This is a genomic window from Stenotrophomonas sp. (assembly GCF_050737075.1).
Taxonomy (GTDB): Bacteria; Pseudomonadota; Gammaproteobacteria; order Xanthomonadales; family Xanthomonadaceae; genus Stenotrophomonas.
The window spans coordinates 1-22,540 of record NZ_JBOHXV010000007.1 but is presented as its reverse complement, the minus strand read 5'-3'; the positions used below and the strand labels follow the sequence as shown (position 1 = coordinate 22,540).

The following is a 22,540-nucleotide window of genomic DNA, read 5'->3' as shown; positions in this document are numbered from 1 at the left end:
GTCAGCGCCTGTCCGGCGGGGTATTCACGGACGGGGGCAGCGGGGCGGCCGGTGCCGGCGGGGCGTCGTCCGGGAGCTCCTCCTCGGCCGGCAGGTCCAGGCTGTAGGTGCAGCCGGCCAGGGTCTTGCCCGGGTGGCTCTTGACCGTGGACAGGCCGAGGACGATCGATTCGATCATCGGCTCGCCGGTGCGCGGGTCGGTGACGTCGCGGCTGACCACCTCGCGCCCGGCCATGAACTTGTCCGGGTTGTCCACGCCGTCCTCCAGCGCCAGCGCCTTGGCCAGCGGGCGCGGGTCGGCCAGGTCCAGGATCGCCATGATGCTGGCGCCGGACACGGCCACGTATTCGGTGCGCTGGCCGAACACCGTCACCGGCGCGGCCAGGCGGAACTCGCTCATGAACTGGTTGCTCTGCGGCAACGGCTGCAGCCCGTTGGCCACGGCCTTGAGCGGGTCGGCCACGACCGGGGCCACGGCGTCGTAGTCGGCCACGCGCTGGCGGCATTCGATCAGCGCGGTGATATCCAGCGGTGCGGCGGCGGCCAGGGCCGGGCTGCAGAGCAGGGCGAGCAGGGTCAGGCAGGCGGGGCGCAGCAGGGACATGCGGAAGGCATCCATCAAGGGGGAGCGCGCTCAGCGCTCGCCGGCGTAGGGGTCGTCGATGCCGAGCTCGGCCAGGATGTCGCGCTCGAGCTGCTCCATGGCCTCGGCTTCCTTGTCGTCTTCGTGGTCCCAGCCCAGCAGGTGCAGCACCCCGTGCACGGTCAGGTGCGCGTAGTGCGCATTGAGCGCCTTGGCCTGTTCCTCCGCCTCGGCGGCCACCACCGGCGCACAGATCACCAGGTCGCCCAGCAGCGGGAACTTGACGCCCTTGGGCAGGCCCTCGGGCAGCTCGGCCGGGAAGCTGAGCACATTGGTGGCGTAGTCCTTGCCACGGTAGTGCCGGTTCAGCGACTGGCCTTCCTTTGCGTCGACCACGCGGATCGCCAGGTCGGCTTCGCGGATGCGGCCCTTGAGCGCGGCGCCCACCCACTTGCGGAAACTCACCGCCGACGGCAACCCGGCGCGGGGCAGGGCGTAGCTGACGGCGACATCGAGTCGAATGGGGCCTTTGGTCATGGCAGTTCCGGTGTATCAATAAGTGAGGTGGGGGGGCGACACGCAATGCGTGTCTCAAGGGGGTGCCGGATGGCGACATCACGCGTCCGGCTTGACCTGCTGCAGGTCGCGGCGATCGTAGGCGCTGACGATGCGCGCCACCAGCGGATGGCGGACCACGTCGCGCGCCTCGAAGAAGGTGAAGCTCACCCCGTCCACGTCGCGCAGCACCTCGATGGCATCGCGCAGCCCGGACTTCACGTGCTTGGGCAGGTCGGTCTGGGTGAGGTCGCCGGTGACCACGGCGGTGGAGCCGAAGCCCAGCCGGGTCAGGAACATCTTCATCTGTTCGACGGTGGTGTTCTGTGCCTCGTCCAGGATCACGTACGCATCGTTGAGCGTGCGCCCGCGCATATAGGCCAGCGGCGCGATCTCGATGACGTTCTTCTCCAGCAGCTTGATCACCTTTTCCACGCCCAGCATTTCGTACAGGGCGTCATACAGCGGGCGCAGGTAGGGGTCGACCTTCTGGCTCAGGTCGCCCGGCAGGAAGCCCAGCTTTTCGCCGGCTTCCACCGCCGGGCGCACCAGGATCAACCGCTGCACGCGCGATTCGTTGAGCGCATCCACGGCGCTGGCCACGGCCAGGAAGGTCTTGCCGGTGCCGGCCGGGCCGATCCCGAAGTTGATGTCGTGGGTGGTGATCTGGTGCAGGTAGCGGGCCTGGTTGGCGCCGCGCCCGCGCACCGTGCCGCGCTTGACCTTGATGGCCACTTCCTGGGCTTCGTAGCTGCGCTCCACCAGGTGCTCCACGTTGGCCTGGTTCAGCCGCAGGTGGATGGCGTGGCTGTCGAACGCCGCTTCGCCCGCTTCGATGTACAGGGCTTCGATGAGCTTCTGCGCTTCCTCGGCCACGACCGCCGGGCCGGTCACGCGGAACACGTGCCCGCGGTTGGCGATTTCCACGCCGAGCTTGAGTTCGATCTGGCGCAGGTGCTCGTCGAAGGGGCCGGCCAGGTTGGCCAGGCGTTCGTTGTCTTCCGGGGCCAGGGTGAAGTCGCGATGTGCCAGTGCTGTCATTGCGTCCGGCGGCCGCGGTCGCAACGACCGTGCCGCGAGCTTGGGAAAGGAAGCACAGGGTAGCGCGCGCACCCGGGCGCCGCCACAGCCGCCGGCCGCGCGGCGCTTTTCCACAGCGGCTGTGCAGCGACGGTGCAGCAACCTGTGGATAGTCGGCGCCGGCCCTAGTGCCGCAACGGTTCGGCAGCAGTGGTCAAAAAAGCGTCAAGACCGCCGAGGTTTTCCACACGCGCTGTGGGCGGTTGCGGGAGAAACATGTGGATAAGCCGCCGCACCCCAATGCCCGCAACGGTTGCGCGGCCGTGATCATTTCATGACCACGGCAGCTACGGTCTGACCAGCCCTTCACGCCTGTGTGCGCAAGGTGACGGCTCCCGCCACCGCGACCTTCCCGCCGGAGTCGATCCGATGTCCGCAGCCAACAACCGGTTCGTGCAGGGGCTGCGGCGTACGGTCGCGCTGGGAGGTGTGGCGTTGCTGGCAGGTGGCTGCAACCCCGCGGTTGAGCCGGCGCTGGGAACGCTGGAATGGGACCGCGTCACCGTGCCGGCGCCCGCCGCGGAAACCATCGTCGCGGTGCAGGTGCAGGAGGGCCAGCAGGTAGCCGCCGGCACGGCGTTGCTGCAGTTGGAACCGACCCGCACGGCGGCCCAGTTGCAGGCGCTGGACGCGCAGACCCGCCAGGCCGGCGAGGCCCTGCTGGAACTGCAGCAGGGTCCGCGCCGGGAGGACATCGACCAGGCCCGGGCCACGCTGGCCTCGGCGCGCGCGCAGGCGGTCGATGCCGCGGCGTACTACGCGCGGTTGCAGCCCCTCGGGCGCCAGCAACTGGTGGCGGCGGCCGACGTCGACCGTGCGCGGGCGGCGTCGGGCAGCGCGCAGGGCACCGTGCGCGCCGCCGAGCAGGCACTGCTGGCGCTGGAGCATGGCACCCGCGTCGAACAGGTCGCGCAGGGCCAGGCCGCGCTGCAGGCCGCCCAGGCCCAGGCCGCCGCGCAGGCGGTGACGCTGCGCAAGCTCGATCTGGTCGCGCCGCGCGCCGGCCGTGTCGACGCGCTGCCCTACAAGCTCGGCGATCAGGCCCCGGTGGGAGCGCCGCTGGTGGTGTTGCTGGTCGGCGAGCGTCCCTATGCGCGGGTGTACCTGGCGCAGCCGCTACGGCTGCAGGTCCGGGTCGGTCAGGCGGCCCGGGTGTTCCTTCAAGGGCGCGAGGGCAGCCTGCCCGGACATGTGCGCAGCATCCGCAGCGACCCCGCCTTTACCCCGTATTACGCGCTCAGCGGCAATGACGTGTCGCGGCTGAGCTGGCTGGCCGAGGTGGAGCTGGATCCTGGCGACCCGCCGGCACGGATGGCCGACCTGCCGGCCGGTGTACCGGTGCGGGTCGAGTTTTGAACGCGGTGGCGCCGGCAGCGCCCACAGAGGCGCCGGAAACCGACCTGGCGATCCGTGCGCGCGGGCTGACCAAGCGCTTCGGCGCGCTGGTCGCGGTCGACCATGTCGATCTGAGCGTGCCGCGCGCCAACGTGTATGGCTTCCTTGGCCCGAACGGCTCGGGCAAGTCCACGACCATCCGCATGCTGTGCGGGCTGCTCACGCCCAGCGAGGGCGAAATCGATGTGCTTGGCCTGCGCATCCCCGAGCAGGCCGAGGCGCTGCGGCGGCGCATCGGTTACATGACCCAGCGCTTTTCGTTGTTCGAGGACCTCACCGTGCGCGAGAACCTGGAGTTTCTCGCCGCGGTGCAGGACATCCCGCGCGCGAAGGCGGCGCATCGCATCGACACGCTGCTCGAGCAGTACCATTTCCAGGACCGCCAGAAGCAGCTGGCCGGCACCATGAGCGGTGGCCAGAAGCAGCGCCTGGCGCTGGCCGGTGCGGTGATCCAGGAGCCGGAACTGTTGTTCCTGGATGAGCCGACCAGCGCGGTGGACCCGGAATCGCGCCGCGACTTCTGGGAAAAACTGTTCGACCTGGCCGATGCGGGCACGACGCTGCTGGTGTCCACCCACTACATGGACGAAGCCGAGCGCTGCCACCGGCTGGCCATTCTGGATCGCGGCGTGCTGGTCGCCGACGGCAGTCCGGCCGAGCTGACGGCCGCGTTGCAGGAGCGCACCCTGGAGGTGCACGCGACGCAGCCGCGCCAGGCCCAGCGCACGCTGACGGCGGTGCCGGGCGTGCTCAGCGTGGCGCAGATCGGCAACACGCTGCGGGTGCTGCTGGACCGCGCCGACGATGCCGAGGATCGCCTGCAGCGGGCGCTGCGCGCGGCGGGGCAGGGCGCGGAGGTGGTGCGCAGCGTGCCCAATCTCGAGGATGTATTCGTGTCCGCCACGCGCGGCCGCGACGCGCCCGATCGCGGGGCCGCGGCATGAACCTGCGCCGGCTCTGGGCGATCGTGTTGAAGGAGCTGCGCCAGATGCGCCGCGACCGGGTCACCCTGGCCATGATCGTCGGCATCCCGGTGATGCAGCTGGTGCTGTTTGGGTACGCCATCAACCTCAACCTGCGCCACCTGGACACCGGCATCGCCGACCAGGCCGGCACCTCGGCCTCGCGTGCGCTGTTGATGGACATGGTCGCCACCGGCGTGATCACGCCGACCCTGCATGCGGACACGCCCGAGCAGCTGATGGCGGCGCTGCGCCGGGGAAAGATCAGCGTCGGCATCGTGATTCCCGCCGATTTCGAGCGCCGCCGGTTCGATGGCCGCGAGGCGGTGCAGGTGCTGGTGGATGGCAGCGACACGGTGGTGCAGAGCGCGGCGGTGCAGCTGGCGCAGGTGCCGCTCAACAGCCAGCCGCTCAGCAACGACCGCCCCCTGCGCGCCAGTCCGTCCGGCGCCGCCGGGCAGATCGGCGTGGTGGCGTTCTACAACCCCGAGCGGCGCTCGGCGGTCAACATCGTGCCCGGCCTGATCGGCATCATCCTGACCATGACCATGGTGATGTTCACCGCCGTGGCGATCGTGCGCGAACGCGAGCGCGGCAACATGGAACTGCTGATCGCCACGCCATTGAGCCGCAGCGAGCTGATGGTGGGCAAGGTGCTGCCGTACGCGGCGATCGGCCTGATCCAGACCACCCTGGTGCTGGTGCTGGGCATGTGGCTGTTCGACGTGCCGGTGCGCGGCAGCGTGCTGGATGTCTACCTGGCGGCGATGCTGCTGATCACCGCCAACCTGTCGCTGGGCCTGCTGATCTCGACCAAGGCGCAATCGCAGTTCCAGGCCATGCAGATGACGATGTTCGTGTTCCTGCCGTCGATCCTGCTGTCCGGTTTCATGTTCCCGTTCGCGGGCATGCCGCGCGTCGTGCAGTGGCTGGCCGAGGTGCTGCCGCTGACCCATTTCCTGCGACTGGTGCGCGGCATCATGCTGCGCGGCGCGCGCTGGTGGGAGCTGTGGCCGGAAGTGCTGGCGTTGCTGGCCTTCATCGCGGTGATGATGACCCTGGCCATTGCGCGGTTCCGCAAACGGTTGGATTGATCAGACGACGACCAACCGCCCGCGCAATGAATTGCTGTACGCCTCGGTGATCTCCACATCGACCAGCTCGCCGACCAACCGCGCCTGCCCCGGGAAATTCACCGAACGCATGTTCTCGGTCTTGCCGGTCAGTTCGTTCGGGTCGCGGCGGGACGGGCCTTCCACCAGCACCGTCTGCACGGTGCCGACCATGCCGTGGGAAATCGCCGCGGCCTGTTCGTTGATGCGTGCCTGCAGCCGCGCCAGCCGCGCATGCTTCTCGGCGTCGCTGATCGTGTCTTCCAGGTCGGCCGCCGGCGTGCCCGGGCGACGCGAATAGATGAAGGAGAAGCTGTGGTCGAAGCCGATGTCCTCGATCAGCTTCATCGTCTTCTCGAAGTCCGCCTCGGTCTCGCCGGGGAAACCGACGATGAAGTCCGAGCTGATCGAAATGTCCGGGCGCACCGCGCGCAGTTTGCGGATCTTGGCCTTGAACTCCAGCGCGGTATAGCCGCGCTTCATGGCCGACAGCACCCGGTCGCTGCCCGCCTGTACGGGCAGGTGCAGGAAGTTGGCGAGCTGCGGCACGTCGCGGAAGGCATCCACCAGCGAATCGCTGAACTCCAGCGGGTGCGAGGTGGTAAAGCGGATGCGGTCCACCCCGTCGATCTCGGCGATGGTGCGGATCAACAGGCCGAGGTCGGCGTGTTCGCCTTCGCCATACGGGCCACGGTAGGCATTGACGTTCTGGCCGAGCAGGTTGATCTCGCGCACGCCCTGCGCGGCCAGCTGCGCCACTTCCACCACCACGTCCTCGAACGGGCGGCTGACTTCGGTGCCGCGGGTGTAGGGCACCACGCAGAACGAGCAGTACTTGGAGCAGCCTTCCATGATCGACACGAAGGCCGAGCCGCCCTCGGCGCGGGGTTCGGGCAGGCGGTCGAACTTCTCGATTTCCGGGAAGCTGATGTCGACCTGCGATTTGCCCGACTCGCGCCGCTGCCGGATCAGCTCCGGCAGGCGATGCAGGGTCTGCGGGCCGAACACCAGGTCCACGTGCGGGGCGCGCTTGATGATCGCTTCGCCCTCCTGCGAGGCCACGCAGCCGCCCACGCCGATGATCACGCCACGGCCGTTGTTCTTCAGCGCCTTCCAGTAGCCGAGCTGGCTGAACACCTTCTCCTGCGCCTTCTCGCGGATCGAGCAGGTGTTCATCAGCAGCACATCGGCCTCGGCCGGGTCGTCGGTGAGCTCCAGGCCCTCCTCGGCGGCGAGCACGTCGGCCATCTTGGACGAGTCGTACTCGTTCATCTGGCACCCGTGGGTCTTGATGTACAGCTTGCCGCGCACGGGGCCGGCCACCTGCGGCCGGGTGCCGGGCAGGGGCAGCAGGTCGGGGCGGGGCGAGGCGGTGTCAGGGGGGGCGGGCACGGGGGTGCCGGCCGAGGTCGGCAGGGTCGAAGCTGGCGTCCCGGTCATGGCGCTTATTCCAGTCGGGTGGGCGGGCAGGCAGCCCTGGAGGGCTGCGGATAGCCGCCCATTGTAGCGCGGTCGGCAGGGCAGCCACGCAGGGCGTGGCTCTACCACCGGGGGGCGTGGCGTTCACACGGCCGGTAGAGCCACGCCATGCGTGGCTGCCGTCAGGTGCACCAATCCGCGACGGGGAACACGGTCCGGTGTGGGGGACGCGTCAAAGGCTTGGCAAGGGCGCGCGAAACAGGGACACTCCGCCCCATGAAGGGGATCTTGGGGATCGCTGCGCTGGCCTTGGCTGCGCTGACCGCATTGCCGGCCAGTGCGGGCACGCTGTACAAGTGTGTCGGCGCCGACGGCATCCCCAGCTATGTCAGCAAGCGGGTCTCCGGCGCCAGCTGCAGCGTGGTCAGCAATTACCGGCCCGACCGCAATGCGCCCCGGCGCTATATTCCCCCGCCGGCGCCTGCGCCGGTCGCCACGCCTTCCGCCGTCGCCGCGACCGTGGCAGCCCCGGCGCCCGCCGATGGCGCCGCAGGCAGCACCGCACTCGCCCCCACCCCGGCACCCGCCCAGGCTGCCACCGTGTTGACCGCCGCCCCGGCGCCGGCAGCGCGCACCGGCAAGGCCGGCCGGGTGGTCAGCGGGCAGGTCTACTCCTATATGAAGGATGGGGTGCGCCACTACACCAGCAGCCGTCCGGCGCAGCTGGCCAGCCTGGGCCAGGTCCGCACCATCCATTACAGCTTCATCGAGCGCTGCTACGCGTGCGGCGCCAATCCCGGCGTGAACTTCGGCTCGGTGAGGCTCAATACGACTGCCTTCCAGAGCGAGATCGCCGCCGCCGCGCGCGAGTTCGGCGTCGAAGAAGCGGTCGTACGCGCCATCATCCATGCCGAATCGGCCTACAACCCCACCGCGCTCAGCCGCGCCGGCGCTCAGGGCCTGATGCAGTTGATGCCGCCGACCGCGCGGCGCTTCGGCGTGACCGACTCGTACGATGCCGCGCAGAACATCCGCGGCGGCGTGCAGTACCTGTCGTGGCTGCTCAAGCGGTTCAACGGCAACCTCACCCTGGCGGCCGCCGGCTACAACGCAGGCGAGGGCGCGGTCGACCGCCACGGCGGCGTGCCGCCCTACAGCGAGACCCAGTACTACGTGAAGCGCGTCGCGCTGCTCGCGGACCGCTACCGGGGTGCTACTGCGTCATCGCAATAAGCCCGACTCGCCTGCGCGGCAGGCACGCACGCGACCACCATTGTGTCGCCGAGTCAGGTTCCGCTATAGTCGATCAGGATTCATTGTGGACTGGCCCCCACCGGTCTACTGGCAGCCTCAAGCTACCTAAATCAATATCGGAGTGCCGGATGGCCAACGATGGGGTAAACGATCCAGTCAACACTGGACGTCGACGATTTCTTTCAGCAACCACCGCAGTTGTGGGCGCAGTCGGCGTCGGTTTCGCAGCAGTTCCGTTCATCAAGTCCTGGAATCCCAGTGCCCGCGCCAAACTGGCCGGTGCGCCCGTGCTTGCCGATATCAGCGCGCTCCAGGAGGGCCAGCGTCTGGTCATGGAGTGGCGTGGACAGCCGATCTGGATCGTCAAACGCTCCAAGGCGATCCTCGAGGCCCTGCACGGGCTGGACGGACGCCTGAAGGATCCCGAGTCCACCGTGGTGGACCAGCAGCCGGCCTACGTGCTCAAGCAGAATCCCGAATTCCGCTCGATCCGATCCGAGATCTCGGTCTTGGTCGGGCTGTGCACCCATCTGGGCTGTTCGCCGGAAATGGTCGGCGAAATCCGCCCCGAGCCGTTCGACCCCCAGTGGAAGGGCGGCTACTTCTGCCCCTGCCACAAGTCGCGTTTCGACATGTCCGGTCGCGTGTTCCAGGATGTTCCGGCGCCGATCAACCTGCTGGTGCCGCCGCACCATTATCAGGACGACAACACCATCATCATCGGCGTTGATCCGCAGGGGGCGGCTTGATCATGGCCAATATCCTTTCCCGCACCGCCACCGGCGTGGCCGACTGGGTCAACGCACGCGCCCCCGGCCTGATGCCGGTGTATCGCAAGCACGTGAGCGAGTACTACGCGCCGAAGAACTTCAACCTCTGGTACTACTTCGGTTCGCTGGCGCTGCTGATCCTGGTCAACCAGATCGTGACCGGCATCTTCCTCACGATGCACTACAAGACCAGTGCACTGGAGGCCTTCAACTCCGTCGAATACATCATGCGTGATGTGGAGTGGGGCTGGCTGATCCGCTACATGCACTCCACCGGGGCCTCGCTGTTCTTCATCGTGGTCTACCTGCACATGTTCCGCGGCCTGATGTACGGCAGTTACCAGAAGCCGCGCGAGCTGGTGTGGATCCTGGGCATGCTGATCTACCTGGTGCTGATGGCCGAAGCCTTCATGGGCTACGTGCTGCCATGGGGCCAGATGTCGTTCTGGGGCGCGAAGGTGATCATCTCGCTGTTCGGCGCCATTCCGGTGATCGGCAACGGGCTGACCGAATGGATCATGGGCGACTACCTGCCCAGCGATGCCACCCTCAACCGCTTCTTCGCGCTGCATGTCATCGCGCTGCCGCTGGTGATCCTGCTGCTGGTCGTGCTGCACCTGGGTGCACTGCACGAGGTGGGGTCGAACAACCCCGACGGCGTGGAGATCAAGAAGGGCCCGAAGGGCAACCGCTGGTCTGCCACCGCACCGACCGACGGCATTCCCTTCCATCCGTACTACACGCTCAAGGACGGCGTGGGTGCCGGGTTCCTGCTGATCATCGCCGCCTTCATCATCTTCTTCGCACCGGGCTTCGGCGGGCTGTTCCTGGAGCACGACAACTTCACCGAGGCCAACCGCCTGGTCACGCCCGAGCACATCAAGCCGGTGTGGTACTACACGCCGTACTACGCCATGTTGCGCGTGGTGCCCAACAAGCTCGGCGGCGTGCTGGTGATGTTCTCGGCCATCGCGATCCTGTTCCTGGTGCCTTGGCTCGACCGGGCGCGGGTGAAGTCCTACCGCTACCGCGGCTGGCTGTCGCGCGCGCTGCTGGGCGTGTTCGCGGTGTGCTTCGTCTGGCTCGGGGTGATCGGTTCCGGTCCCGGTACCGACGTGCATGAAACCTACATCGGGCGCGTGCTGACCTTCCTCTACTTCGCCTTCTTCATCACCATGCCGCTATGGACCAAGCTGGACAGGACCTTGCCGGTACCGGACCGGGTGACCACGCATGACTGACCACTGGATTGTCCGGCTGGCCTGCGCGGCCGCCCTGATGTTCGCCAGCGCCGTGGCCGGGGCCGCCGAAGGCGGCAAGACCCTGCAGGCGGGCAACGACCTGGGTGACCGCGGCTCGCTGCAGCGCGGCGCGCAGCTCTACATGAATTACTGCTCAGGCTGCCACGCGCTCAAGTACCTGCGCTATTCAAGCATGGCCGAAGACCTGGGGCTGAGCGAAGAAGAGGTCATGAACAACCTCAACTTCAGCGGCGTGCCGATCGGCGAGCCGGTGCCGGTGACGATGCCCAAGGCGCAGGCGGAGAAGTGGTTCGGCAAGATGCCGCCGGACCTGAGCCTGATTGCGCGGGTACGCGGCAGCGACTGGATCTATACCTACCTCAAGTCGTTCTACCTCGACCCGAGCCGGCCACTGGGCTGGAACAACACGCTGTTCCCGAATGCCTCCATGCCCAACCCGCTGTGGGAGATGCAGGGCCTGCAGCACCCGGTGCTCGGCAAGCCGGAAACGGCCGGTGCCGACGCGCCGGTGATCGGCCTGAAGCTGGCCGAGCCGGGCACGCTTGCTCCTGCGCAGTACGACCAGGCGGTGCGTGACATCACCAACTTCCTGGAATACGCGGGCGAGCCGGCGGCGTTGAAGCGGGAGAAGCTGGGCGTATGGGTGATCCTGTTCCTGGCCCTGCTGACCTTCCTGGCGTATCTGTTGAAGAAAGAGTACTGGAAGGACGTGCACTGAGGTCGCCGAATGGCCTATTGGCTTTTGTGAGGCTCAGTTGCACACTCGGGTACTGTGACGACCGTCGGCAATGGGCCGGCGGCGCCGACGCGGCCGGCGGATATCGGTCGCTGGAGAGCCTTTGATGGCGGCGAGCGTACGCATGCGGAATACCCTGACGCTGTTTTCCTCGAACGACGACGTGCTGTGCCATCGCGTGCGCCTGGTGCTTGCTGCCAAGGGCGTTACCTATGACTTCGTCCCGGTCGACCCGCAGAACCCGCCCGAGGATCTGATCGACCTCAATCCGTACCACTCGGTGCCCACGCTGGTGGAACGCGAGCTGGTGCTGTACGCGGCGTCGGTGGTCAGCGAGTACCTGGACGAGCGCTACCCGCATCCGCCGTTGATGCCGGTCGACCCGCTGTCACGCGCGCGCATCCGCCTGGCCATGCTGCGCATCGAACACGATTGGGTGCCGCAGGTGCAGGCCATCCAGCTGGGCAACAAGGCCCAGGCCGAAGCCGGGCGCAAGCGCCTGAAAGAACTGCTGACCAGCGCGGTGCCGCTGTTCAAGGCCAGCAAGTTCTTCCTCAATCCGGAAATGAGCCTGGCCGACTGCGCGATGGCCCCGATCATCTGGCGCCTGCAGTCGCTGGACGTGCCGTTGCCCAAGGATGGCAAGTCCATCGAAGACTATGGCAACCGCATTTTCCGCCACCCTGGCTTCATCCGCAGCCTGACCGACCAAGAAAAGAAGCTGCGCGATCTGCCGGTCTGATCGATGCGGGGGCAGCCGCTGCGGGGCTTCGCAACGGCCTGCCTGCATCGACGCTTTACGTCCGGGCGTCCGCATGCTGACCACTGCAGGGGCTGGCGCGTACACTTGCACCAGGCAACCAGAATCCAGAGCCGTCTAGCGATACGCGGCGCCACATAATGACTGAAGACACTTTCCGCATGACCAGCCACCGTCCGTACCTGTTGCGGGCCCTGGTGGAATGGATCAACGACAACGAACTGACCCCGCACATCCTGGTCGACGCCGGCATGCCTGGCGTGCAGGTGCCACAGAGCGCGGTGAAGGACGGTCGGGTGGTCCTGAACATCGCCGAGCGCGCGGTGGTCCGGCTGCACATCGACAACGAGACCGTGAGCTTCTCGGCCCGCTTCTCCGGCACCAGCTACCCGGTGCAGGTGCCGATCTCGGCCGTGCTGGCCGTGTACGCGCGCGAGACGGGGCAGGGCATGGCGCTCCCGGACGATATTCCCGGCCACGAGCCGAGCGCGGACGACGAGCTGCCGCCGGACGATACGCCGACCCCGGACGACACCCCGCCCAAGCCCAGCGGCCGCCCGCATCTGCGGGTGGTGAAATAAAAAAAACAACGCCGCCTTCGGGCGGCGTGTTCATTTACACATCCTCGGCGTCGCTGGTATCCACGCTGCGCCGGATCTCGCTGATCCGCGCCGCCGAGGGTCCCACGAAGGCGATCAGCTGGTCGCCCCGCAGCACCATGCGGCCGGTATGGCGGTCGATGCCGTCATACGAATACTCGAAGCGGTAGGTGCGCTCCCAGCCCAGCCAGCCGTTGTCCTTGCGGCACACGCGGATGCCGCTGGCGTGCACGGCCTGGTCCAGCCACTGCACGTCGGCCGCGCGGCAGGCATTGCGGCCCAGTTCGATGGCGCGTTCGGCCGCAGCGCGCGACGAGTTCCAGAAGGCGTAGACAAACGCACCGGCAATCATGATCAGGATCAAACTGGGCATCGGCGGCTCGGTGCGGAATCGGGTCAGGAACGCCCAACATGGCGACGAACCGTCCGTGGATCAAGCCATTGCACCTGCCGGTAGATCGCGACCGTTGGTCGTGATGCCGACAACGCGGCTCAGGACGGGCGCGGTGGTGGATCCTGTCGCTGCGGCTGTGGCTGCGCTTGGGGCGGTTGCTGCTGTTGCGGCGGGGCCGCCGGCGTCGGCCGCGGCGGCACAACGCGCGGGAAGGTGAGTTTGGGCGGGGGATTCGTGGCGGGTGCGCCGGGCTGGGCGGGCGGGAGCGGCAGTGCGGATGCCGGCGTGACCGGTGGCGGGTAGCTGGAGGTCGCCCCCATCGGCGTGGTCACCACCAGCTTCAACAGCGCCGCCCAGTCCTGGCGGTTGAAGTTGCACTCGTCCTCGCGTCCGGGCGTACAGCCCACGTCATAGGGGTCGCTGGAGCGGGCAGGTGGCAGTTCGATGCGGCCATTTCGATCCAGCGACAGCTTGCGCATCGCCACCGTGTTCATGACGTTGCCGCCGATCAGGTACAGCGTGTGGTCACCGCCCATGTTGGCTGCGATCACCACTTCGCAGTGCGATTTCCAGTTGGCCACCTTGCCGCTGCTGAACTGCTGCACCAGCCCGGCGTAGCTGAGCGTTTCGCTGCGGTCGCGCAGGTAGCAGAGCAGGTCGCCGGGGGCGGGCTTTTCCTGTGCGGGGTCGGTCATCCGGTACGGGCCGCTGTTCTGGTACGCCGCGCGGATGTAGTCGATGTGGCGCGGCGAGCGGGTGAAGCCGGGCACGCCGGCGCGGCTCATCACCCAGGAGATGAAGGCGGCCGACCACGGGTTGTCGATCAGGAACGCGCGGCAATCGCTGTCGGTGTAGCGCGAGCCAAAGGGCTCCATGCAACTGCTCGCGCCGGGCTGGCTGCCCATCGGCCCGAGGGTGCCGCTGTCGCGCCAGTAGCCCACGACGCGTTGCCACGCGACCATGCCGTTGTCGGCCAGGTACTCGCGCTCGGCCTCGCTGACGCCGAGGTTGGCGGCGCGGCCTTCGCCGTCGATGAAGGGCCGGTACCACAGCCGATGTTCGTTGCAGGCGGTGCGCACGATGCTCACGGCCAGCGGGCTCAGGCCGTAGCGTGGAGGGATGTCACAGACTTCGGCGGCGGCGGCGGTACCCGGCAACAGCAGGGTGGCCAGGGGTGACAGGCAGGCGAGCAGGAGCAGGGGGCGCATGCGCGGTGTCCGGAGGGGGGCAAGCGAAGCCTCGCAGACAACGTCTGCCCATACCGTGAAGCCGGGGTAGCGCCGGGGCATTTCAGCCCGGCGGATCGCCCAGCTTCAACGACAGATCGATGGCCTGCACGTGCTTGGTCAGGCCGCCGATGGAGATGCAGTCCACGCCGTCCTCGGCGATCGTGCGCAGCCCGGCCAGGTCGACGCTGCCGGACACCTCCAGCGGGATCTGCCCGGCGGCGATGCGCACCGCGTCGCGGCGCATGGCCGCGTCGAAGTCGTCGATCAGGATGCGGTCACAGCCCACCGCCAGCGCCTCGCGCAGCTGCTCGAGGTCTTCCACTTCCACCACCAGCGGCAACTGCGGCCACTGCGTGCGCGCAGCCTGCACTGCCGCCGTCAGCGAGCCGGCCGCGCGGATGTGGTTTTCCTTGAGCATCACCGTGTCGAACAGGCCCTGGCGATGGTTGTCGCCGCCACCGCAGCGCACGGCGTACTTCTGGGCTGCGCGCAGGCCGGGCAGGGTCTTGCGCGTGTCGAGGATGCGGGTGCCGGTGCCGGCCACCGCAGCCACATAGCGCGCGGTGGTGGTGGCGGTGCCGGACAGGGTCTGCAGGAAATTCAGCGAGGTGCGCTCGGCGCTGACCAGGCTGCGGTTGCGCCCGTGCAGGATCGCCAGCACGGTGCCCGCGCATACCGCGTCGCCTTCGGCCACGCGCCAGTCGATCGTGACGTCCGGATCCAGCGCCTGGTGGGTGGCGTCGAACCAGGGCCGGCCGGCGATCACCGCGTCCTGCTTGCACAGCAGGTAGGCACGTTCGGGTTGGTCGGGGAGCAGGGCGGCGGTCACGTCACCGCTGCCGATGTCCTCGGCCAGGGCGCGCGCCACATCGTCCTGGACCTGGCCGGCCGCCGGGGCCGTCAGCGGGGCGCGGCTCATTTTTCCGGGAAATCGGCGATCTGCGCGGTCGCGATGGCCTCTTCGGCCAGCAGCACCGGAATGCCGTCGTCGACGCGGAACACCTGCTTGCGGTCGCGGGTCAGCAGCGCCTCGCGCAGGGTATGGGCCTGTGCGCTGCCGTCGGCCTTGACCACGCCACCGGCGCCGATGGCGTGGTTGAGCGCGTCCAGGCCCCGGGCATCGAGCAGGGACAGGGGCTGGCGGGTGTCGGGCGAGCACAGCAGGTCGATCAGCTTGCGATCCATGAATTCTTCGTCTTGCGTGGAAGGCGGCTAGAATACGTCTTTAAGGCAGGTGACGGCCAATGACCCCCAACCAATCCGCGCCGCTCGTCGGCATCGTCATGGGTTCCCGCTCCGACTGGGAGACCATGCAGCACGCCGCGCAGAAGCTCGATGCGCTCGGTGTTCCCTACGAAGTGAAAGTGGTGTCGGCGCATCGTACGCCCGACGTGCTGTTCACCTATGCCGAACAGGCCGGCCCGCGTGGCCTGCGTGCCATCATCGCCGGCGCCGGTGGCGCGGCGCACCTGCCCGGCATGATCGCGGCCAAGACGGCGGTGCCTGTGCTGGGCGTGCCGGTGCAGTCAAAGGCCCTCAACGGCATGGATTCGCTGCTCTCCATCGTGCAGATGCCGGCCGGCATCCCGGTGGCCACCTTCGCCATCGGCAATGCCGGGGCCTCCAATGCCGCGCTGTTCGCCGCCGCCATGCTGGCGCCGGAACAGCCTGCCATCGGCCAGGCGCTGGAGGGCTTCCGCGCCCGCCAGACCGAAGACGTCATGGCCCACGACGACCCGCGCCAATGACCTCGTTGACCGTTGGCATCCTGGGCGGCGGCCAGCTCGCCCGCATGATGGTCCTGGCCGGTGCGCCGATGGGGCTGCGCTTTGAACTGTTCGACCCGGCGGCGGATGCCTGCGGTGGGCAAGTGGCGCCGCTGCAGGTGGCCGCGTTCGAGGACGAGGCTGCGCTGGCCGCGTTCGCCGAACGGGTGGACGTGGTGACCTTCGACTTCGAGAACGTGCCCGCGCGCAGCGCGCAGTTCCTGGCCGGGCGGGTGCCGGTGTATCCCAACCCCGATGCCCTGGCCGTGGCGCAGGATCGCCTGAGCGAGAAGACCCTGTTCCGCGAACTGGGCATTCCGCTGCCGGCATTCGCCGATATCCGCAGCCGCGACGCGCTGGCTGCGAGCGTGGCCGAATTCGGCCTGCCCTGCATTCTCAAGACGCGCCGCTTCGGCTACGACGGCAAGGGCCAGTTCCGCCTCCGCATCGAGGCCGACATCGACGCCGCCTGGGCCGCGTTGGGTGGCCAGGTGGAGCGCACCGGCCTGATCCTGGAGGGCTTCGTCGCCTTCGAGCGTGAGGTAAGCGTGGTCGCCGTGCGCGGCCAGGATGGCGAGTTCCGCGCCTGGCCGGTCACCGGCAACTGGCATGTGGAGGGCGTGCTGTCGGCCAGCCTGGCCCCGGCCCAGCTCAGCGCCGCGCAGCACGAGGCGGCCATCGGCTACGCGCAGGCGCTGGCCGAGCGGCTGGATTACGTGGGCGTGTTTGCGCTGGAGCTGTTCTGCCGCGGCGATGAGCTGCTGGCCAACGAGATGGCGCCGCGGGTGCACAACTCCGGCCACTGGACCATCGAAGGCAGCGAGACCTCGCAGTTCGAGAATCACCTGCGTGCCGTGCTGGGTCTGCCGCTGGGCGACACCCGCATGCTCGGCCATGCCTGCATGCTCAACTGGATCGGTGAGATGCCGGACGCCGCGGCGGTGCTGGCGCAGGCCAGCGGCCATTGGCACGACTACGGCAAGCAGCCGCGCGACGGCCGCAAGGTGGGGCATGCCACGTTGCGCGAAGATGGCGCAGCGGCGTTGGCCACGTCGTTGGAGGCGGTGGGCGCGCAGCTGGATCGCGCGGAGCAGGTGGCCCCTGCGGTGGCGACGCTGCTCGCCCGGTGAGTCACGGTCGTGACCTACCGGCGGGGTAGGTACCGACCGTTGGTCGGTACGCGCTTCAATCGCGCAGCTGCGCGGCCACGAAATCCCAGTTGACCAGTTTCCAGAACGCCTCGAGGTAACGCCCGCGCGCGTTCTGGTAATCGGTGTAATACGCGTGTTCCCAGACGTTGCAGCCCAGCAGCGGCGTGCTTTGCCCGGTGAGCGGCGTGCCGGCGTTGCGGGTGGACTGGATCGCCAGCGCGCCGCTGGGGTGCTGCACCAGCCAGACCCAGCCGGAGCCGAACACGGCCAGCGCGACCCGGTCGAATTCCTCGCGCAGGCGCTTGCCATCGCCGAAATGGCGTCCGGTCAGTTCGCCCAGCAGCCCGGCCGGATCGCCGCCCCCGCGCGGATGCAGGCATTGCCAGTAGAAGGCGTGGTTCCAGGCCTGGGCGGCCATGTCGAACAGGTTGCCCTGGCATTGCCGGACGATCTCGTCCAGGCCCAGCTCGGCCAGTTCGGTGCCCTCGATACGCGCGTTCACCGCCTCCACGCAGGCGCGGTGGCGGGCGAGGTGCAGGTCCAGCGCAGGTGCCGAGAAATGGGGCTGCAGGGCAGTGCGGTCGTAGGGCAGGCGGGGCAATTCGAGGGGCATGGGTCGCTGCGGGCTGGAGACGGGGCGCCGGAGGCAGGGCCAGTAGGATTACAATGACCGTGTAGGGAAGTCTATCCGACCGGCGAGGCCGGGTTGTCCCCAGTGCAGGGAGAGACGTGGTGGCGGTGATGCAGCAGATCCAGACCGAAGTGGAGCGTTACCCCCTCGTGTTGTTCATGAAGGGCACCCCGCAGTACCCCATGTGTGGTTTCTCCAGCCGCGCCGTGCAGGCCCTGATGGCCGCCGGCGCCGTCGCGCTGCGCACCGTGAACGTGCTGGAAGAACCGGAGATCCGCGCCAACCTGCCGCGCTTCTCGAACCTGCCGACGTTCCCGCAGCTGTTCATCCACGGCGAACTGATCGGCGGCTGCGACATCGTGCTGGAGCTGTTCGAGTCCGGCGAACTCAAGCGGATCGTCGAAGAGGCCTCCCAGCCATGAGTGCGGTCCCGTCCGTGGTGGTCGGGACCGGATCGCTGGTCGATCGCGTCATTCTTATTGCCGGCGCAGGCGGCGGGTTCGGCAGTGCCGCCGCCGTGGCCTGTGCCGCTGCCGGTGCGACCGTGGTCCTGCTGGGGCGCAAGCCGCGCCGGCTGGACCGGGTCTACAGCGCGGTCGAGGCCGCCGGGCCGGAGCCGCTGCTGTATCCGCTGGACCTGGAAGGGGCCACCCCGGACGATTACGCCACGCTGGCGGACCGCCTGCAGTCCGAACTGGGCCGCCTGGACGGCGTGCTGTACTGCGCCGCCGATTTCGCCGGCCTGACCCCGTTCGAACTGGCCGACCCGGCCGCGTTCGCCCGCGCGGTGCACGTCAACCTCACCGCCCCGGCCTGGCTGGCCCAGGCCTGCCTGCCGCTGCTGCGCCAGCGCGACGATGCCGCGCTGGTGTTCACCGTCGATGATCCGGGCAGGGTAGGGAAGGCCTACTGGGGCGGCTATGGCGCCGCCCAGCACGGCCTGCGTGGGCTGATCACCGCGCTGGACGACGAACTGGCCCGCGGCCCGGTGCGGGTCTCCGGCCTGCATCCCGGCCCGATGCGCACGGCCCTGCGGGCCCGGGCCTTCTCGATCGACGAGGACGGCACCGCCCGCGATCCGGCCCTGTGCGCCGCCGCCGCCGTCACGCTGCTGTCGCCCGCCGGCGCCGTCTATCGGGGCCAGGTCCTCGACCTGGCGTCATAAGCGCGCAACGCACCCCCCCGATAATCCCCGCGGCGTAGAGCCGGGCTCTGCCCGGCTGCTTTACGGGCTCTGCCCGGCTGTTTGACAGGCTCTGCCCAGCGTCCCTTTGGCTCTCGCCAGCCATGGACCGCCACGCGGCCCCCTGAACGCCCGACCAACCCCTTCAGCACCCTCATTCAGCCAAATGTGAAGTTCTTGTCACGGTTGCGTTGTGATGGCGTGTGTTTTGTCGCCAAACGGTCATATAGCGGGCTTATCGTGTTAATCTAGTGTTAACCGTTGCGGCTGAAACCAGCCTGCGGCAAGGGAACCCAGATAAAAGTCCAGACAGCCGCCTGAATGGCTGCTTGGGCGCGTTTTTTTTTCCGCCATCGCCAACTCGCATCGAGGCTACTTCCCAATGACCCACCCGCGCTATCTTCGGATGTCCAAGCTCACCCTTGGTCTCGTGGCCGCACTTGCTGCCGCTCCCGCCTTCGCCCAGAGCACCTCTGCCGGTGTCGGCGGTCAGGTCACGTCTTCCGCAGGTGCGCCTGTGGTTGGTGCCGAAGTCACCATCACGCACACCGAGTCGGGCACCGTCAGCCGTGCCACCACGGACGCCTCCGGCCGTTACGCCGCGCGCGGTCTGCGCGTGGGTGGTCCGTACACCATCACCATCAACAAGGCCGGTGAAGGCACCAAGACCGAAGAGGGTGTCTACCTGAACCTGAATCAGGTCAACACCATCAACGCCAACCTGGCCGGCGACGTCGCCGGTGCCACCAACCTCGATGCCGTGCAGGTCGTGGCCGTGGCCGGTGGTTCGGACGTGTTCAGCGCCTACAAGATGGGCACCGGCACCAACGTGACCCGCGAGACCATCGAGTCGCTGCCGTCGGTCAACCGCAACATCCAGGATTACGTCCGCCTCGACCCGCGCATCTCGCAGGTCAGCAAGGCCGACGGCGCCATCTCGGTGGGCGGCCAGAACACCCGTTACAACGCGATCCGCATCGACGGCATCGGCGCCGGCGATCCGTTCGGCCTGGAATCCAACAACCTGCCGACCGAGCGTCAGCCGGTGTCGATGGATGCGATCCAGGAAATCAACATCGACATCGCCAACTACGACACCACCATTTCCGGTGGTACGGGCGCGGTGATCAACGCCGTGACCAAGTCGGGTACCAACAACTTCGGCGGCACCGTGTACTACGCGTACCGCGACAAGGACATGGTGCGCAAGGAGCTGGACGGCGTCCGCTTCAACGGCTTCGATGACGAAAAGACCTACGGCATGACCCTGGGTGGCCCGATCATCAAGGACAAGCTGTTCTTCTTCGCCAACTACGAAAAGATGGAGCGTTCGGCCCCGGGCGTCAGCCTGACCGACTCGCCGTACGGCAAGGGCACCATCACCGACGCCGACATCGCCCGTGCGCAGCAGATCGCCACCGGTTACGGCTTCGACGCAGGTTCGCTCAACGTTCCGGCCAACAACACCGAAGTCGAAGAGTACGCGCTGAAGATCGACTGGAACATCAGCGAAAACCACCGCGCTGCCGTTCGTTACAACAAGCTCGAGCAGAACGTCGTCCGCTTCCCGCAGATCAGCAACAGCGCCGTGTCGCTCAGCAGCTTCTGGTACCAGCAGCCGAAGACCTACGAATCCTGGATGGGTGAGCTGTTCAGCGACTGGTCCGAGAACTTCTCGACCGAGTTCAAGCTGTCGCACAAGGAATACACGGCCATCCGTGAGCCGAACTCGACCCTGCCGCAGATCCAGGTCCGTGGCTTCGGCGGCACCGCGAACAACTCGCTGTACTTCGGTACCGAGCAGAACTCGCACGTCAACGCCGTCGAGAGCAAGGAACTGAGCGCCTTCGGTGCCGCCACCTGGTATGTGGGCGACCACACCGTCAAGTTCGGCTTCGACTACTCGGACAATGACCTGCTGAACTACTACGGCCGCAACATCAACGGCGTGTACGTGTTCAACAACCTCAACGACTTCGCCGCGGGTCGCATCAACCAGTACATCGTGCGCGCCCCGCGTGCCGGTGGCAGCTACGATGACATCCCGGCCAAGTACACCCTGAAGAACACCGGCCTGTTCCTGCAGGACAGCTGGGCGGTCAACAGCAACCTGACCCTGCAGGGCGGCGTGCGCATCGACATGCCGGACTTCAGCACCCAGAAGCTGTACAACCAGCGCATCATGGACCTGTACGGGTACGACAACACCGTGCTGCCGGATGACAAGCTGGTCCAGCCGCGCTTCGGCTTCAACTACACCTTCGACACCGACCGTCCGACCCAGCTGCGCGGTGGCGTGGGCCTGTTCGGCGGCGCGGCCCCGAACGTGTGGCTGGCCGGCGTGTACCAGAACACCGGTCTGAACTACACCGAGTACACGGTGAACAACCCGCCGGTGGGCACCTTCACCCCGAACACCAACCCGCCGTACATCCCGGCCTCGGGTGCCGGTGCACGTCAGAACGTGGACATCGCCGCGCCTGACCTGAAGCTGCCGTCGGTGTGGAAGACCAACATCGCCTTCGACCACGAACTGCCGTGGTACGGCATCGTCGCGTCGGCCGAGTTCCTGTACACCAAGGTCAACAACGCGATCTTCTTCGAGCGTCTGGACCTGTACGACCAGAATGGCGTGGGTGCGACCCGCGTCGGCCAGGATGGTCGTGATCTGTTCTGGAACGCCGCTGGCTACCGCCCGTGCGTACCGGTTGCGCCCGCAACCACCTGCTCGGTGCAGCAGGGTGGCGCGGTCAGCGGCAAGGCCAACCGTCCGACCGACATGGGCGACGTCATGCTCATGCGCAACACGGACAAGGGCAGCAGCCGCCAGTTCACCGCCGGCCTGAACAAGCCGCTGACCGAGAACTGGGGCTGGTCGCTGGCCTACACCTACACCGCCGCCAGCGAAGTCAGCCCGCTGACCAGCTCGCAGAACACCTCCAACTGGGGCAGCACCCTGATCGGCAACGCCAACGAGAACGTGGCCTATGACTCGCGCTACGCGATCAAGGACCGTATCACCGGCTCGATCAACTGGAAGAAGGCGTTCTTCGGCGACTACAACACCAGCGTCGGCCTGTTCTACGAAGGCCGTTCGGGTCGTCCGTTCAGCTACATCTACTACAACGACATGAACGGCGATGCCGCCTCCACCTCGGGTGCCGGCTACTTCAACGACCTGTTCTACGTGCCGAACGGCCCGGGCGATGTGAAGTGGGTTGGCGGCGCGGCGATGGAGCAGTCGTTCTTCGACTGGCTGGCCAAGAACCCGGAACTGAAGGCGTACCAGGGCCAGATCGCCCCGGCCAATGCCTTCCGCACCAAGTTCGTCAACAGCTTCGACCTGCACGTTGCCCAGGAATTCCCGGGCTTCATGAAGGAGCACAAGGGTGAGCTGGCGCTGGACATCATGAATGTCGGCAACCTGATCAACAAGAAGTGGGGTCGCATTGAAGACTACGGCTTCAACTCGACCGCACGCGTGGCCAGCTACGCGGGTATCGACCCGGCAACCGGCAAGTACATCTACAACTTCACCGGTACCACCGACACCCCGACCATCCAGGAAAACAACAACGACAAGGGCAACACCGGCGTGTCGCGTTGGTCGATGCAGCTGACCCTGAAGTACAAGTTCTGATCCATCGAGCTTGATGCATGACTGAAAACGGCCGGGGCAACCCGGCCGTGTTTTTTTTT

23 protein-coding genes are annotated in these 22,540 nt (G+C 67.4%); 14 read left to right on the top strand and 9 right to left on the bottom strand.

Features of this window, described 5'->3' with window-relative positions; genetic code table 11:
* Position 1 precedes the first annotated feature (1 nt).
* The 3 genes from ACREPD_RS02735 to ACREPD_RS02725 all read right to left on the bottom strand — a co-directional run bounded on the left by ACREPD_RS02735 (position 2) and on the right by ACREPD_RS02725 (position 2,179).
* Positions 2-604: a hypothetical protein gene (locus tag ACREPD_RS02735; RefSeq protein WP_431597862.1), complete on the bottom strand. Its 603-nt coding sequence runs from the start codon at positions 602-604 to the stop codon at positions 2-4.
* Between the two features lie 30 nt (positions 605-634).
* A complete protein-coding gene (gene ybeY, locus ACREPD_RS02730) occupies positions 635-1,120 on the bottom strand; it encodes an rRNA maturation RNase YbeY (RefSeq protein ID WP_421570115.1) in 486 nt (161 codons plus the stop codon).
* A 78-nt stretch (positions 1,121-1,198) separates the two neighbouring features.
* The gene (locus ACREPD_RS02725; RefSeq protein WP_431597861.1) at positions 1,199-2,179 is read right to left on the bottom strand and encodes a PhoH family protein; all 981 of its coding nucleotides are present in this window, start codon (positions 2,177-2,179) and stop codon (positions 1,199-1,201) included.
* Positions 2,180-2,587: 408 nt separating this feature from the next.
* On the opposite strand from ACREPD_RS02725, the gene ACREPD_RS02720 reads away from it, so the two are divergent.
* Genes ACREPD_RS02720 through ACREPD_RS02710 form a run of 3 tightly spaced genes read left to right on the top strand, consistent with a single transcriptional unit; the run spans position 2,588 to position 5,669 of the window.
* Positions 2,588-3,574 carry an HlyD family secretion protein gene (locus tag ACREPD_RS02720; protein ID WP_431597860.1) on the top strand — a complete coding sequence of 329 codons (987 nt, stop codon included), beginning with the start codon at positions 2,588-2,590 and terminating at the stop codon, positions 3,572-3,574.
* A 50-nt stretch (positions 3,575-3,624) separates the two neighbouring features.
* On the top strand, positions 3,625-4,557 hold the full coding sequence (locus ACREPD_RS02715) for an ATP-binding cassette domain-containing protein (protein ID WP_431597911.1): 933 nt from the start codon (positions 3,625-3,627) through the stop codon (positions 4,555-4,557).
* A complete protein-coding gene (locus ACREPD_RS02710) occupies positions 4,554-5,669 on the top strand; it encodes an ABC transporter permease (RefSeq protein ID WP_431597859.1) in 1,116 nt (371 codons plus the stop codon). The genes ACREPD_RS02715 and ACREPD_RS02710 overlap by 4 nt, the downstream gene beginning before the upstream one ends.
* Here the strand turns inward: ACREPD_RS02710 and miaB are convergent, their stop codons facing one another.
* Complete coding sequence (gene miaB, locus ACREPD_RS02705; protein WP_431597858.1) at positions 5,670-7,127, bottom strand: tRNA (N6-isopentenyl adenosine(37)-C2)-methylthiotransferase MiaB; 1,458 nt, start codon at positions 7,125-7,127, stop codon at positions 5,670-5,672.
* A 255-nt stretch (positions 7,128-7,382) separates the two neighbouring features.
* On the opposite strand from miaB, the gene ACREPD_RS02700 reads away from it, so the two are divergent.
* From ACREPD_RS02700 to ACREPD_RS02675, 6 genes are all read left to right on the top strand, one after another.
* Complete coding sequence (locus tag ACREPD_RS02700) at positions 7,383-8,339, top strand: lytic transglycosylase domain-containing protein (protein WP_431597857.1); 957 nt, start codon at positions 7,383-7,385, stop codon at positions 8,337-8,339.
* Positions 8,340-8,488: 149 nt separating this feature from the next.
* Positions 8,489-9,109 carry a ubiquinol-cytochrome c reductase iron-sulfur subunit gene (gene petA / locus ACREPD_RS02695; RefSeq protein ID WP_431597856.1) on the top strand — a complete coding sequence of 207 codons (621 nt, stop codon included), beginning with the start codon at positions 8,489-8,491 and terminating at the stop codon, positions 9,107-9,109.
* Between the two features lie 2 nt (positions 9,110-9,111).
* Complete coding sequence (locus tag ACREPD_RS02690) at positions 9,112-10,371, top strand: cytochrome b (protein ID WP_421570122.1); 1,260 nt, start codon at positions 9,112-9,114, stop codon at positions 10,369-10,371.
* Complete coding sequence (locus tag ACREPD_RS02685; RefSeq protein ID WP_431597855.1) at positions 10,364-11,110, top strand: cytochrome c1; 747 nt, start codon at positions 10,364-10,366, stop codon at positions 11,108-11,110. The genes ACREPD_RS02690 and ACREPD_RS02685 overlap by 8 nt, the downstream gene beginning before the upstream one ends.
* Positions 11,111-11,234: 124 nt before the next feature.
* Complete coding sequence (locus ACREPD_RS02680) at positions 11,235-11,870, top strand: glutathione S-transferase N-terminal domain-containing protein (RefSeq protein WP_421570123.1); 636 nt, start codon at positions 11,235-11,237, stop codon at positions 11,868-11,870.
* 158 nt (positions 11,871-12,028) lie between these two features.
* Positions 12,029-12,469, top strand: a complete 441-nt coding sequence (locus ACREPD_RS02675) for a ClpXP protease specificity-enhancing factor (RefSeq protein WP_421570124.1) — start codon at positions 12,029-12,031, stop codon at positions 12,467-12,469.
* A gap of 34 nt (positions 12,470-12,503) precedes the next feature.
* Here ACREPD_RS02675 and ACREPD_RS02670 read toward each other — a convergent pair whose 3' ends face one another.
* From ACREPD_RS02670 to ACREPD_RS02655, 4 genes are all read right to left on the bottom strand, one after another.
* Positions 12,504-12,860, bottom strand: a complete 357-nt coding sequence (locus ACREPD_RS02670; RefSeq protein WP_431597854.1) for a DUF3301 domain-containing protein — start codon at positions 12,858-12,860, stop codon at positions 12,504-12,506.
* Positions 12,861-12,979: 119 nt separating this feature from the next.
* The gene (locus ACREPD_RS02665) at positions 12,980-14,089 is read right to left on the bottom strand and encodes a DUF2272 domain-containing protein (protein WP_431597853.1); all 1,110 of its coding nucleotides are present in this window, start codon (positions 14,087-14,089) and stop codon (positions 12,980-12,982) included.
* An 82-nt stretch (positions 14,090-14,171) separates the two neighbouring features.
* On the bottom strand, positions 14,172-15,029 hold the full coding sequence (nadC, locus tag ACREPD_RS02660) for a carboxylating nicotinate-nucleotide diphosphorylase (protein WP_431597852.1): 858 nt from the start codon (positions 15,027-15,029) through the stop codon (positions 14,172-14,174).
* On the bottom strand, positions 15,026-15,295 hold the full coding sequence (locus ACREPD_RS02655; protein WP_431597851.1) for a Trm112 family protein: 270 nt from the start codon (positions 15,293-15,295) through the stop codon (positions 15,026-15,028). The genes nadC and ACREPD_RS02655 overlap by 4 nt, the downstream gene beginning before the upstream one ends.
* 59 nt (positions 15,296-15,354) lie before the next feature.
* On the opposite strand from ACREPD_RS02655, the gene purE reads away from it, so the two are divergent.
* Both purE and ACREPD_RS02645 read left to right on the top strand, forming a co-directional pair.
* Positions 15,355-15,858, top strand: a complete 504-nt coding sequence (gene purE / locus ACREPD_RS02650) for a 5-(carboxyamino)imidazole ribonucleotide mutase (protein WP_431597850.1) — start codon at positions 15,355-15,357, stop codon at positions 15,856-15,858.
* Complete coding sequence (locus ACREPD_RS02645) at positions 15,855-17,006, top strand: 5-(carboxyamino)imidazole ribonucleotide synthase (protein ID WP_431597849.1); 1,152 nt, start codon at positions 15,855-15,857, stop codon at positions 17,004-17,006. The genes purE and ACREPD_RS02645 overlap by 4 nt, the downstream gene beginning before the upstream one ends.
* A gap of 55 nt (positions 17,007-17,061) precedes the next feature.
* Here ACREPD_RS02645 and ACREPD_RS02640 read toward each other — a convergent pair whose 3' ends face one another.
* A complete protein-coding gene (locus ACREPD_RS02640; RefSeq protein WP_431597848.1) occupies positions 17,062-17,640 on the bottom strand; it encodes a superoxide dismutase in 579 nt (192 codons plus the stop codon).
* Positions 17,641-17,759: 119 nt separating this feature from the next.
* Here ACREPD_RS02640 and grxD point away from each other — a divergent pair, with 119 nt between their 5' ends.
* The 3 genes from grxD (at position 17,760) to ACREPD_RS02625 (ending at position 22,481) form a co-directional block, all read left to right on the top strand.
* On the top strand, positions 17,760-18,080 hold the full coding sequence (grxD, locus tag ACREPD_RS02635) for a Grx4 family monothiol glutaredoxin (protein ID WP_421570131.1): 321 nt from the start codon (positions 17,760-17,762) through the stop codon (positions 18,078-18,080).
* The gene (locus ACREPD_RS02630; protein WP_431597847.1) at positions 18,077-18,823 is read left to right on the top strand and encodes an SDR family NAD(P)-dependent oxidoreductase; all 747 of its coding nucleotides are present in this window, start codon (positions 18,077-18,079) and stop codon (positions 18,821-18,823) included. The genes grxD and ACREPD_RS02630 overlap by 4 nt, the downstream gene beginning before the upstream one ends.
* A 400-nt stretch (positions 18,824-19,223) precedes the next feature.
* Positions 19,224-22,481, top strand: a complete 3,258-nt coding sequence (locus tag ACREPD_RS02625; protein ID WP_431597846.1) for a TonB-dependent receptor — start codon at positions 19,224-19,226, stop codon at positions 22,479-22,481.
* Positions 22,482-22,540: the final 59 nt, after the last annotated feature.